Consider the following 13,108-nt stretch of genomic DNA (forward strand, 5'->3'; position numbering starts at 1 on the left):
CGTGATGGCTTGATGCAATCGATGGGAATGGATCAACTCCGCGAGGCAATGCTGCCGAAGACCCGAGGGGCGTGGAACCTGCACGAACAATTTGGTGAAACGCTTGATTTCTTCGTGATGTTTTCTTCGGTGGCGGGAACGATCGGATCTCCGGGGCAGGCGAACTATGCCGCTGGAAATGCGTTTCTCGACGCGTTGACATTTCTGCGTCATCAATCCGGCTTGCCGGCGACATCGATCGCGTGGGGACCATGGGATGCCGAGGGAATGGCGGCGACTCCGGAAGTGCGTCGTCAACTCGCAGAACGCGGAATGAGCCCTTTGGCGCCTAGCACGGCGATGCATGTCCTCGACCGAGCGATACGTCGGTCGACCACGCCATTCGCAGTCATGAACGTGCACTGGGATGCGTTGATCGGCAAAATGGCTGGTGGCGGTTCGAGTTTGCTCAGCGAGTTCCGGTCCGCCGTCGGTTCGAAAGGACAGACGCAGTCGGGCGGGGGACGCGACGAAAAACTATTTTCGATGTTGAGTGCAGCGTCAGCTGACGAACGCTTGAAGGAACTCGAACGGTTTGTTGCCTCATCGCTTGCGGATGTCATGGGCATTGAAGTCGACGCGATTGAAACGGATCAATCGTTGGCGTCTCTCGGCCTCGATTCGTTGATGGGGATGGAGTTACGGTCCAAACTCGAAGCTCAGCTCGGGATCGAGTTGCCGATGTCTGCTTTGTTTGACGATCCGAGTGTGGCGTCCATCGCTCGTGTTGCAAATGAAGCGTTCGCGTCCACGACGAAGGGGACTGCGACAGCATCGGTCGCCGGCGATTCGGTTTCCGTCAATGGGGCCGCAGTCAAGGCGTCGCCTGCTCGAGTCGAACCGCGATCCAAACCGGGCATCGTTTCGCTCGGAGGATCCCAGGGTGACGGTGCACCACTGTTTTGTTTGCATCCGGTGGGCGGCGATTTGCGTTGCTACGATTCGCTCGCACGTTCGATCAAGGGACGCCCCGTCTACGGTTTGCGTGCGCAGGGTTTGCACGCCGGCTCGACGGCACACGACACCATGGAGGCGTTGGTTACCGACTACACGAGAATCATCCGAGAGACCTACCCGGAAGGACCGTACAGCTTGCTGGGGTGGTCGACGGGCGGTGTGTTCGCTTATGAAATCGCGAGACGATTGCAAGAGCAGAAGCAGGACATCCAGTCGCTGGTCATGATTGACTCGCCGTTACCGGTCGTCTTTGAAAGCGTGGACCTCGGCGACAATGCGATGTTCCTCGTCGACCTCGTCGAGTTTGCAAACTACTTTGCAGGAACTTCGATGGAGATTACGTACGAGCAATTGCATCGTCTAAGTGAGCAGGACGCACTCGACTTTGTGTTGCGACTATCGATCGATCACGGAGTCTTGCCCGCAAAGACGACGAAAGATTATCTCGAACGACTGATCAACGTCTGCAAACAACACGTCAAGATTTTGCAAGGATACCAGCCGCCTCCAAGCTATCTGATGGTCGAAATGTTGCGGCCGGAGGTGACCGGATTGCTCACTCACGCAACCGGGCATTCTTTCGACGAAGATCTGGGTTGGGGCAAGTTTGTGCAACTGCGGTTGCATCAAGTCTCCGGTCATCACTTTACGATGATGACTCCGCCTAACGTCTATTCGATGTCCGAAAAGATCGCTGCCCTGCTCGGCGAGCCGAGTCTGCCTTCTCTTTGAAGCAGCGAGTCTACTCCGGTCGGCTCCCCACCGAACTTTGAAAGTCATTTCTGAGACCCGTTTATGAATGCTCGCTGGGCGTACATCCAACTGCAGACAAGGATTGTCAAGAAGATGCTGGCGGATAGTGTCCGTTCGCACGAGATCCAGCGACAAGTCATGCTCCACAAAGTGCGCCTTTGCGCCGACAGTCGGTTCGGCCGCGAGCATGGCTTAGCATCGATCCGCAACACCGATGACTTCCGCCGCCAGATTCCGATCACTGACTTTGAATATCTACGGCCTTACATGGATGAGGTGCGGAATGGGAACCCGGGTGCGATGTTCGGTCCGAGTACCCGGTTGCTAATGTTCGCGCTGACCTCGGGAACGACGGAGAAGCCGAAACTCATTCCGGTGACGGATGACTTCATCAAGAGCTACAAGCGTGGATGGAAGATCTGGGGGCTGAAGACGCACATCGACCATATGGATTTGGCACGAAAAGACTACGTGCATTTGGCGGGCGATTGGCAGGAGAGCCAAACCGACGCGGGCGTGTGGTGTGGCAGTATCAGCGGACTCGCTGCGGAAATCCGTCCGGCCGTTGTTCGTCGTCCCTTTATCGTTCCGCCTCAGGTCGGAAAGATCAGCGACTGGACGAGTCGCCAGTACATGACCCTTCGCCTGTCACTGCCTTCGCGACGAGTCGGCATGATCGTGACGGCCAATCCGTTGACCCTGATCAGTTTGGCCAACCTCGCCGATCAGCATAAAGAAACGTTGCTCAAAGACTTGCGTGATGGAACCGTCACGATGCCAAATCAAGATGTCGATTACGCGGATTCGTTGAAGAGTCGAGTGCGTCGTGTGAGTCGACGCCGATGTAATGAACTCGAAGAGGTCGTCAACCGCACGGGACGACTGTTGCCTCGCGACTTTTGGCCGGAGTTGTCTGTTGTTGGTGTCTGGATGGGCGGTTCCGTCGGTGCCTTCATTCCCGATGTTCGGAAACTCTACGGTGATTGTGCCTTCCGTGACCATGGTTTATCCGCCAGCGAAGGTCGCATGACCATTCCGATGAACGATGAATCCAATGCGGGATTGTTGGACTACACCTCGAACTACTTTGAATTTATCCCTGCGGCGGAATTCGGAAACGACAACCCAACGATTCTTGAGTCGCATGAACTCGAAGAGGGACAGTCATATTACATCTTGTTGACCAACTCCGGTGGATTGTTTCGCTACAATATTCACGATGTGGTGCAGTGCGCCGGATACGAGGGGCAAACGCCATTGCTGACGTTCCTTCACAAAGGCGTGCATTGCAGCAACATGACCGGCGAAAAGTTGACCGAGTATCAAGTTGCCACGGCGGTGCGAGAGGCCTTCGTTGACTCGCAACGCTCGGTGGAAACGGTGATGTTGGTGCCGGTGATGGATAGCGTGCCTCGGTACATGCTCCTGATCGAATCGCAAGCAGATCAAGGAGTCGAACGTCTGGCTGAAGCGATTGATTCTCGTCTTTCGAATCTGAACTGCGAATACGAAAACCGGTTGAAAACAAAACGTTTGCTGCCGATCTTGCCTCGAACGGTTCCGTCGGGAACGTGGGAGCGTCTCCGCAACGAGAAAATCGCAAACCGCGGCGGAACACAGGAACAGTACAAGCACACGTTTCTCGGAACTTCCGATTCGGTTCTCGATCAATTGCCTGCCGGCACCCTGGCTAGCGGACGGTGATTCGTCGCCTCGGACGAGAATAACCTCGTTCAATACTCATCTGCCGACCGGCGTTTGACTCGGTTCCCATGAGACAACCGAGCGAACACCCGGCGAGATGATTTATTGAGGCACTCGGATCGGTCCTTAATGCCTAGCGTCACCTGAGCTTCGTTCGGCTGCGTATTGATTCAGGCCGTTGCGATTTGTTTGCACCAATTGGAAAGGTCGCGGAAGTAAGCCCATGGGTCGTCTTCGAATTCGAGCGTGTGAGAGGCGCCTTCGTACTCAACGATCTTTTTTTGCGTCGAACCGAAACGCCGAACAAAGTTTCGTGTCGGTTCATTCGCGGTGATCGGGTCGGTCGTTGCGAGTGCCAACATCACGGGCGTTTTAATCTGCTCCGGTTGACTCGTCGCTTGTTGGAGCAATTCAAGGTTGTTGATGGCGAACCGTATCGTGATTTGTCGAAGCGCGAGTGGGTCCTGCTCAATGAACTTTTGCCAAGACGGTGAGTTGGTGAAAAGAGCGGGATCTTGAAGTGGGACCTGAACCTTTTTGTTCAACAGCCTGATCCGCTTGGCCAAACTCAACGCCGCACGCTGAGCCCGATTGGCAGCCTTGTTTGAAAAGAGGCCGGGGCAGATGAGAACGAGACCGCTCAGCAACTCCGGATGTCGACGGGCGATGCACGTCGCGAGGATGCCGCCCCAACTGATTCCGGCGAGTATTTTGGGACGGTCTTGGGGAAGCGACTCAATATATGTCACCACGTCCGAGACCCATGTCGTCCAATGGTCCACGTCGCCGGAACCTTCGAGGTTCAATCCCGACCCGCGTCGTTCGAGGAAATGCACCGCGAACCCATCGCCGGCGAGGCTCGAACTACTGGCTTCGTACCAACCCCCGTGACTGACAATCCCATGTAGGAAAACCACATCGGCGATAGGCTCTTTCGTGCCCCAGTAGCGAGTTGCTAGGTTTCGCGAGTCTATTGCACGGTAGTATTTCAGCTCAGGGTAGATCATCGGTTGTTGATCAAGTGATGGGATATGATCGTGATTGCAATACCAAGCGAGCCAAACTGGATTCGTCGACCGTAATACCGAGTCCGGGTGCAGATATTGCCGGCGCCCATCCGCCTCGTCCGAATGTGATTGATTCGTTGATGATAAAGTCTTTCAATAAATGGCCGTCAGCGGAACCTTCTCGGTAGCGAATGTTTTTGATGGAGGTTGCGAAATGGCGACCGGCTGCGGAAAGAATACCTGACTCGCCGGGATGGCAACCTAGTTGATAGCCGAGGCCGGCGTGATGGGCCATCGCTGCGAGGTTCAAACTGCTCAAAAAGCCGCCGCATTTTGACAGTCGGATATTAAACAGGTCGCAGGTTTCGTCTTCGATCGCACGCTCGGCATCAAACTCGCTCGTGAGTGACTCATCGAGCATGATCGGCGTCTGGACGTTTCGTCTGACTTCTGAGAGTGTAGCGACGTTGTGATGCGATACCGGTTGTTCGGCGGAGGTGATCCCATACGGTTCCAATGCCTCGATACGTTTGGCTGTTTCTTCGGGCTGCCACGCTTCGTTGGCGTCAACCCGAAGATCCATGCGCGATCCGACGTATCGCCGCATCCGACCTAAACGCTCGGGGTCGCGATCAGGGGTCATTGCTACTTTGACTTTGCAATGACGAAACCCGTAAATCCGCATCGCCAGCGAGCTGAGTACTTCTTTTCGCGGTTTACCGGAGCTGATGGCACTCGAATACTGAACGCGTTCAACAGGTCGATAGATGTCGGATGTCTTTGGGACCATCTTCGCGACGTCGCTCAGCGGTGATTGGAAGAGGCGTCCATATGCATCGAGAATGCTGAGTTCCACTGCGCACCGGTGAGCGTTGGTGAGACAACGTCGCGGGTTCGGTTTTCCGGCGTCGGGTTGATAGTTTCGGCACGTCTGAAGAACATCCTCCCAGTCCGAGCAATCCGCACCGAGTTGTTTGCTCAGATTTGTCGCGGCGATTTGTTCCATCGCGCCTTCGGGAGACTCTCCCGTGACGTACTCACGCGGGATACCTTCGCCCCATCCGATCGTTCCATCCGCCAGTTCACATCGGACAATAAAATTGTCGGTGTAGGATCGTGAGAACGACGCGTGCTTGAACTCTTTTTTCAGCCGCAAGCGGACGATCATTGCAGCGAGCGAAACTATTCTCATCGCTGTTTCCCGGTAAGTTCACGGAAGTGTTTCGCGATCTGTTCACGACTGTGAAAGTGCTTTTCCGTTGCTCGTTCCAATTCGTGAACCATGCGAACAACTTTTGAGTTGTAAGGTGCAGGGACGCCCACTTCATCGGCCAATCGAACGATCTCTCCGTTGACGTAGTCGATTTCGGTCGGTCGATTTCGCATCAAGTCTTGATACACCGAGAATACAAGTTTGGGCGGATGCAACGGGCCTTGCGCAACACCGCGAACAATGGTGTCCAGGCAAGGCAAGTTGAGTATCTTCATCAATCGGCGAAATCTCAGTACGTCGGATCCGCCACATGCGTTTTCAACGGTGATCCCCGCGGCGTGGAGTACCCGAAATCCTTCCTCTAGGATCGGCATCGCGACGCTGTTTCGCCAATTCTGATTGAGTATCCCGTCACGCAAAAAGTCGGTCGCCGATAGGACCGAGGCATAGCCCATCGTGTTGAAGAGTAGCTTGTTGTACTGAACGCCTAGGATCGCGTCGGAAGATGCCACAGGGAGTCCTGACGAATCCAGTAGGCGTCTTGCCTGCTCGACAACCGTGTGTGGTACCTCCGGCGATGCCGGTCCAATCACGCTCATCCCACGTCGGGTGCACTGGATGACACCCGGCGCAATGACACCCATGTTGGTCGCCGTCATGCCTACCAACAGTCGATCGGCTGGCAGTATCTGCGAGAGAATTCGTTGGTTGATCCCATTTTGCAGCGAGACGACGGTGGCGCTGCCAATGGAGGATGCAAATCGCTCGGCCGTCTCCCGCGTGTCTTGCGTTTTGACGGTGAAAAGGATCAAGTCGGAGCCTTCGACTGCGTTCGGTTCAGACGATGCGGTGACGGGAACCGAAACGCTGCCCCATTTGCCTCGCAGTTCCACGGTTCCGTTCTGCTGCATCGTTCGAAGGTGTTCTCCTCGAGCAATCATGACGACGTCGATGTCGGGATGATTTCGTTTGATGAGACCGCCGAACATGCCGCCGATCGCGCCTGCGCCGATGATGCTGATCTTTTTGGCAGGCGTGGGATTGGGAGAAGGGCTCACGGACTTAATTCGGTTCACTGTGTTGGTTGGTCGTTGATTGCGGCGAATCAGGATCCGGTAGGGGCGCCGTCAATGTCGCAAGAGACTCCCCCGTACGCTCGAGCAAGTCGCCGAGTTTTCCGGCCAATAAAGCGGGCAACAGCACGAGATCTCCGAACAACGCCGTCACCAACATCATCAACAGGATCCAGGAGAAGTGACGCACCGGCAGAAAACCGCTGAACGAGTAGATCATCAATCCACACGCGCAGATTACGGTGGTTTGAATCAGGGCGCCTCCACAACGTTCGTAGGCGATTTTAATTGCTGATTCCTTCGAGGCACCGTTTTTGATGGATTGAATAAACCACTTCAAGAAATGAAACGTGCCATCGACGGCGATGCCCAACGCGACGCTCGCGGTCATCACGGTGCCAATGTCGATCGCAATCTCGAACCAACCCATTGCTCCGAACATGACGAGTGTCGGAAATATGTTTGGCATCATTGCAATGAGCCCCGCCGGGATGTTGCGAAGGGCAATCATCATCACCACCGCAACGAGAGCGAGTGCCGTAAGAAAACTGTAGAACAGGTCTTTCAACAGCATCTTTTGAATGCGGTAGACGAGCACGAGCATTCCCGTGCTCGATGAGGAGATGCCTTCGTAACCCGCGTCTTCTGCGTTGGAAAGAACGAAGTCGACTTTTGACTGCAGTGAGTCGAGAAATTGCCCGTAGTCGAATTCGGCTTGCCCTTTGACACGAGCACTGATCCGCCAGGATTCACCGGTTTCGGTTTCCGCGAGGAAGTGAGAATCGATCAGCTCATCTCGGCTTTGTTCGATCTGCCTTAGGAATACCGTTTTGCGAATCGTCGATCCGAGACCCGTCAACCGCGGGAAACTGGGGACGAAAGTGACCGCCGACATGGTGCCCTGCAGCACATCGATTTGCGACATTTGATTTTCAATCGCGGCGACGATCCGGAGTCGGTCGATCGGGTTAACGTTGCTGTCGTGGTCAAAGTGAATCACCACTTCGATTGGTACCAGCGGGCAAATGTTGTTCTCGACCCAATGGAAGTCCTGAACAACGCGGTTGTCTTCAGAGAGCAACGATACGACATCGATCGTGGTTCGTAGTCGCGTCAGCCCAAACCCGAAGGCAATCATCGCGGCGATGCAACTCACCCGAATGATGACGCTGTAACGCGAGATGAAATTTGCGACGAAGGCGAACAACGGATGTCCAACGGACCTTTGATCGTCTTTTTGCGGCGAGTGGTTCGCGGGTGCCGCGTTGAGTGAGTCGGTGTTGCCGCGTTTCTCAGATACATGCAACCAAATGACCATGAACCCGGGCAGCATGAGGAACAACAAGACGACACAAACGATGACTCCGACCGCGCCGAGAAAACCGAATTGTCGAATCGGTTCCACGTCGCTGATGCATAGCGAAGCCAGCCCGATCGCGGTCGTGAGGGCGGCCAGGATGCACGGGCCGGTTGCTTTTGCGATCGCACGACTCGGGGCTTTGGCACCCGACCCCAGATCGACTTCCTCAAGGAAGTAGTTTGCCAAGTGGATGCCAACGCTGACGGCGAGCACAAAAACGAGAGCGGGCAGCACGATCAGGATGGCGTTCATCGTTTCGCCGCCGTAGTAGACCGAGGCCAACATGAAGCCCTGCGCCCAAGCCCCGACCGCGATGATCGGAATGGTGAGCCAGACCGAACGAAGGCAAACCCAACACAGGACCAACGAAATCAAGATCGAAGGGATGCTGTACTGTTGAATCGATCGACTGCTTTCGTCATCGATGGCCATCCCGTCGATCGCGGGACCGGTCATGATGAGGTCGTCGATCGGGATGTCGATCGCATCGGAAACGGCGTTTTGAATCAGAGGGATGGTTTCTCGACGTTTGAAAGCTCCGTGTTCGGTGAGTTCGACGACCAACCCGCTCGTCTGATCATCTTCGCCGACGAGGATCCCATTAATCCGATCGATGGCGGCTTGCCTCGGAAGATCAATCGGCATGGAAGTCAACGAATCGATCAGCGTGTTCCCGGAGAAGATGTTGTTGAACAGCTGCGGTTTTCCGGCGGATTCACGTTGGGTTTGGATCTCGCGAACGGCGTCCGCCGCTTGGTCGAGACGTTCGTCATCGATGACGCATCCCTGCCAACTGACAACGATCATGTCGTGCGAGCCGAAGAGATCGATAAATGCGTTGAACTCCTGCCGGGCGTCCGCGTCACGGTCGATCCACATCAGGGGCGCGTTGAACATCGCCAGCAGGCCACTGTCCGATCCGTGCACCACGAACGGCGCCGAGACGATCAGGCCGAGCACCGTCAGGGCCGCAACGCGGACGTATGACGAATGGAACCAATGTGGAAGATCCGGGTCGAGCTGTTTGTCAGTCATTACCGCTCATTTGTTCAAATCGAGGTGTCGCCTTTTGGCGGCGACGGGGGCATCGGATTGCGAGGCGAAAACGCCGACACACGCACCCATTTTGGCTTCCCCACGTGAGCCAAAATGTTACGTGATAGCGACCTTGTACGACAGCCCAAGGGGATTACGATACGACGCGTTTCGGCCGTACATTCGCGATCAAATACATGCATTCCATCTCCCACTATGTGCGTTTTGGCTACCTTCATTGGCGGCTGCGCCGTTTGAACCGATACCTGCGGGGCACGGCCGAGTGTCGCGAGGTTCAGCGAACCCGTTTGATGGAAAAAATCAGGCTGAATCAGGACAGCGAATTTGGTCGCGAGCACGGTTTCGACAGTATCCGTAGCGTGGCCGATTTCCGCAGCCGAGTCCCTGTCGCGAATTACGAGACCTACCGTCCTTACATCGAGAAGGTAAAAAGCGGAAACCCACGAGCCTTGTTTGGCCCCGACACCAAGGTGCTGATGTTCTCGATGACGTCGGGAACGACTAGCAAGGCGAAGTACGTTCCGATCACCAACCATTTCTTCGATGAGTATCGAAGGAGTTGGAATTATTGGGGGCTCGCCTCGTACCGGGATCATCACGACCTGTTGTCAAAGCACACGCTCACCCTCGCCAGTGATTGGGATCAATTTCGAACGTCGGGTGGGATCCCCTGCGGCAGCATCAGTGGCCTCGCGGCGGAGACTCGGCCACGCATTACGAACTCGTTGTTTATTTTGCCGAAATCACTGCTCAAGGTAAAAGGAACCGAAAACAAGCAGTATGCGTCGCTGCGTGTCGCGATCGAATCGCCTCGTGTGGGCATGATCATGACAGCCAATCCGTTGACACTGGTTCATCTCGCACGGACCGCCGATGAGCAAAAAGAGCGACTCATTCGCGATGTGCACGATGGGACGTTGTCCGATCACATCGAGGTGCCGTCGGAGGTTCGCCAAACGCTGCGTCAACACGGTGGCGGCCCCAATCGCAAACGAGCGAAAACGCTCGAAGAAGTTGTGAACCGAACAGGCCACCTCTACCCCAAGGACTTTTGGCCGGGACTGTCGGTTATTTCCGTTTGGATGGGCGGTTCGGTCGCTGCGTATCTCCCGTCGGTGCGAGAATACTACGGGGATGCGCCGATCCGGGATCACGGTCTGTCGGCGAGTGAGGGACACATGACCTCACCGATGCAGGATGAATCCTGTTCCGGTTTGCTCGATTACGACAGCCATTTTTTCGAGTTCATTCCACGTGATGAACACGGGAGGGACAATCCAACCGTGCTCGAGGCGCACGAGCTCGAAGAGGGGCAGGAATATTTCTTGCTGATGTCAACGTTGAGCGGGCTGTATCGCTACGACATCCATGACGTGGTGCGTTGTGATGGATTCCTCGGGCAATGCCCGCGTTTGACGTTCCTCAATAAAGGAGCCCACTATTCGAGCATGACCGGCGAGAAACTCAGCGAACTGCAGGTTACCCAAGCAATCGGCCAGGCGTTCCAGGACTGCGCCCTCAATATCGATCACTACAGTCTGGTGCCGGTTCCCGGCGATCCCGCCTACTATCGGCTTTTGGTCGAAGAACAACTCGGAGGCGAAAAATTACGCGAGGTTGCGGACGCGGCTGATCGCCGGTTGAGCGAAGTGAACTGCGAGTACGAGGAGCGGTTGCAAGGGCGCCGCATGGGCGGTGTTGTGGTCGTCAGTGTGCCTCAGGGAACGTGGGCGGAACATCGCCGCATGCAGACCTCTGGCGAAGGCAATGATACGTACGCCTACAAACATCCCTTCCTGGCTGCCAAAGCGGAACTGGCTCAGCAATTTCGGAAATTGTCCGACGAGGCGATCTCGCGATCATGACCAGCGCATGATTCCGGCACCGATGCCGGACATCACCAACGATCCGGGAAGCGTACCGATCGCAGAACACCACAGGAAGCGTTGCCACCGCACACCTGCTGCACCGGGAACAAACGATCCGATATGCATTCCCAACCAGGGAACTTGGCGAATGCAAATCAGATACAATGGGTGTTCGACAGGAACTCCTCTTAGCCAACTAGGAATCCGATCGGCTTCCTGTTCTAAATCAAAATCTTTCCGCGCTCGTCGTCCGAGTCCGAATTGAATCATTGCCGCGATATACCATGCGATCCAACTCAAGACCGTGCCGATCGTCATGCCATACAACGCCCCGTTTGCGATCGAGAAAAGATCTGACGGAAATGGGGTCAATGCCATGAGTACATGGGTCGGCAACAGTATCGCGACGGCGCGAATGCCATACGTTTCTCGAATCTCCTGTATGTCGTGATCTGCCATCCACTGCATCGCAAACCATCCGGCCACGAAAATGAACACGATCGTGTAAAAGACCGGTGATCGGATCAGGCGTGCCGAAAATCGACGCGTAGTGGACATGGATTCGCACTAGGAGAGGGTTGGAGACCGATGCAGGAGGCTGTCATTCTAATGTTCGTTTACCAGTCCCACCATTGAGATGAATCGAACCATCGAAAATCCTCGCATTCTTCTTTCGGAAGGTTCGAGCAACTCAGCCAGGCAAACACTGTACGGCCTTGCACGTGATAGCCACGTGGACATCCTGGACCCGTCTCCCTGGTGTCAGTGTCGTTTTTCCACCCGAGTGTCACGGCGAATCAAATGCCCGCAGATTGCGAAAGATCCGGTCGGGTATGTTCGTTGCGTTGCGGAATTAGTCCACCGTGAACGTTATGACGTGCTGTTTCCGACTCACGAACAGGTCTACGCGTTCTCTCGTTTTCGCAGCCAATTTCTAAAACAGGTCGGCCTTGCGGTTCCTGAATTTGAGGCGATTCAGAGGGTTCAAAGCAAAGCTGAGTTTGCCCTGCTGATGGAGGAACTCGTCCTTCCGACTCCGGTCTCGCGTGTCGTTCATTCCAAATCGGAGCTGTTCGCACACACTGATTTTCCGTGTTTTCTTAAGGTCGCTCATAGTACAGCGAGCCTTGGCGTGGAACGGGTTAGCGATCCGGTGGCCCTCGAGGAAACGGTGAAGCGGTTTGAAGCCGCCGGGGTATGGCGAGAAGGATTGCCGATCGTGCTGCAGCAACCGGCGCCTGGAACGCAAGCAGAAGTGGGAGCGGTCTTTCAGGACGGACGGATGGTCGCGGTCGCCTGTGCGGATGTGTTGGCAACCGGGATCGGAGGCGGGCCCGCCCTAAGGATTACCGCGAACCATTCTCCGGTCATCGAGCACGTCGAACGGTTTGGGAACGCGCTAAAGTGGCACGGTCCGCTGTCATTGGAATACTTTTATGATGCGCACGCCGAGCAGCCGTACTATATCGAATGCAACCCAAGGATCGGTGAGAGTTATAACTCGCTAGCCGGTGGCGTGAACTTGTGTGATGCCACCGTGCGCATTTCGATGGGTGAGCAGGTGAATCGCGTGCCTGATGTTCGCCCCGGTGTGTTGACTCATAATGGATTCATTGTGACGATCGCGGATGCTTACAACGGCGCGTCTCGAATCGAGCTACTTCGCAAACTTTGGGCCCACTGGAATCGCCGTGATGGTGGCCAAAGCGAGATGACGCGTTTGAAAGATGATTGGTTGAGCGCCGTGCCGGCTACCGCAGTGATTACGATGCTGTTGGTGAATCCGAATGCGGCAAAAGGTTTGGCAAAAGGGACAGTTGACAACTATTCATTGCCTCATCATGCGGCGAGAATAATTGAGGATCTACCATCGGAGACGATCGAAGAGATCGAAACGATCCTTTCGTGATTCTTCGAACCAATCCGGAAACGGCCCAGTCCGGATACTACCCCATGCGGATACCAAGTGAATCGCATAGCTGGCAGGCGTTAACGCCGGTTGTACTGCATTAGCGGCGGCGAACGCCGTTTGGCTGGTGAGGATTCAGAAATGTTTTTTGTCATATCGTTTTCTGTCC

9 protein-coding genes are annotated in these 13,108 nt (G+C 55.2%); 4 read left to right on the forward strand and 5 right to left on the reverse strand.

What is annotated here, in order from left to right; all coding sequences use genetic code 11:
• Together RSSM_RS23600 and RSSM_RS23605 are read left to right on the forward strand one after the other, a co-directional pair.
• A partial coding sequence (locus tag RSSM_RS23600; protein WP_044303457.1) for a KR domain-containing protein occupies positions 1-1,728 on the forward strand: 1,728 nt, incomplete at its 5' end.
• A gap of 63 nt (positions 1,729-1,791) precedes the next feature.
• A complete protein-coding gene (locus tag RSSM_RS23605) occupies positions 1,792-3,453 on the forward strand; it encodes a GH3 auxin-responsive promoter family protein (RefSeq protein WP_008685386.1) in 1,662 nt (553 codons plus the stop codon).
• A gap of 170 nt (positions 3,454-3,623) precedes the next feature.
• Here RSSM_RS23605 and RSSM_RS23610 read toward each other — a convergent pair whose 3' ends face one another.
• The 4 genes from RSSM_RS23610 to RSSM_RS23625 are packed head-to-tail and all read right to left on the reverse strand — an operon-like array spanning position 3,624 to position 9,141.
• Positions 3,624-4,460: an alpha/beta fold hydrolase gene (locus tag RSSM_RS23610; protein ID WP_008685388.1), complete on the reverse strand. Its 837-nt coding sequence runs from the start codon at positions 4,458-4,460 to the stop codon at positions 3,624-3,626.
• Between the two features lie 10 nt (positions 4,461-4,470).
• The gene (locus RSSM_RS23615; RefSeq protein ID WP_044303459.1) at positions 4,471-5,652 is read right to left on the reverse strand and encodes a dipeptide epimerase; all 1,182 of its coding nucleotides are present in this window, start codon (positions 5,650-5,652) and stop codon (positions 4,471-4,473) included.
• A complete protein-coding gene (locus RSSM_RS23620; protein WP_008685391.1) occupies positions 5,649-6,731 on the reverse strand; it encodes a ketopantoate reductase family protein in 1,083 nt (360 codons plus the stop codon). Before RSSM_RS23620 ends, RSSM_RS23615 begins: the two co-directional genes overlap by 4 nt.
• A gap of 4 nt (positions 6,732-6,735) precedes the next feature.
• Complete coding sequence (locus RSSM_RS23625) at positions 6,736-9,141, reverse strand: efflux RND transporter permease subunit (RefSeq protein WP_008685393.1); 2,406 nt, start codon at positions 9,139-9,141, stop codon at positions 6,736-6,738.
• 197 nt (positions 9,142-9,338) lie between these two features.
• On the opposite strand from RSSM_RS23625, the gene RSSM_RS23630 reads away from it, so the two are divergent.
• Entirely contained in the window at positions 9,339-11,027 is a 1,689-nt protein-coding gene (locus tag RSSM_RS23630; RefSeq protein ID WP_044303462.1) for a GH3 auxin-responsive promoter family protein, read from the forward strand.
• Here the strand turns inward: RSSM_RS23630 and RSSM_RS23635 are convergent.
• Entirely contained in the window at positions 11,022-11,588 is a 567-nt protein-coding gene (locus tag RSSM_RS23635; protein ID WP_008685397.1) for a TVP38/TMEM64 family protein, read from the reverse strand. The genes RSSM_RS23630 and RSSM_RS23635 overlap by 6 nt on opposite strands.
• A gap of 226 nt (positions 11,589-11,814) precedes the next feature.
• On the opposite strand from RSSM_RS23635, the gene RSSM_RS23640 reads away from it, so the two are divergent.
• Positions 11,815-12,939, forward strand: coding sequence for a hypothetical protein (locus RSSM_RS23640; RefSeq protein ID WP_236621340.1), 1,125 nt, complete (start codon positions 11,815-11,817; stop codon positions 12,937-12,939).
• The last annotated feature ends 169 nt before the right edge of the window (positions 12,940-13,108 follow it).

The organism is Aporhodopirellula sallentina SM41 (assembly GCF_000346505.1).
In the GTDB taxonomy this organism is placed as follows: domain Bacteria; phylum Planctomycetota; class Planctomycetia; order Pirellulales; family Pirellulaceae; genus Rhodopirellula; species Rhodopirellula sallentina.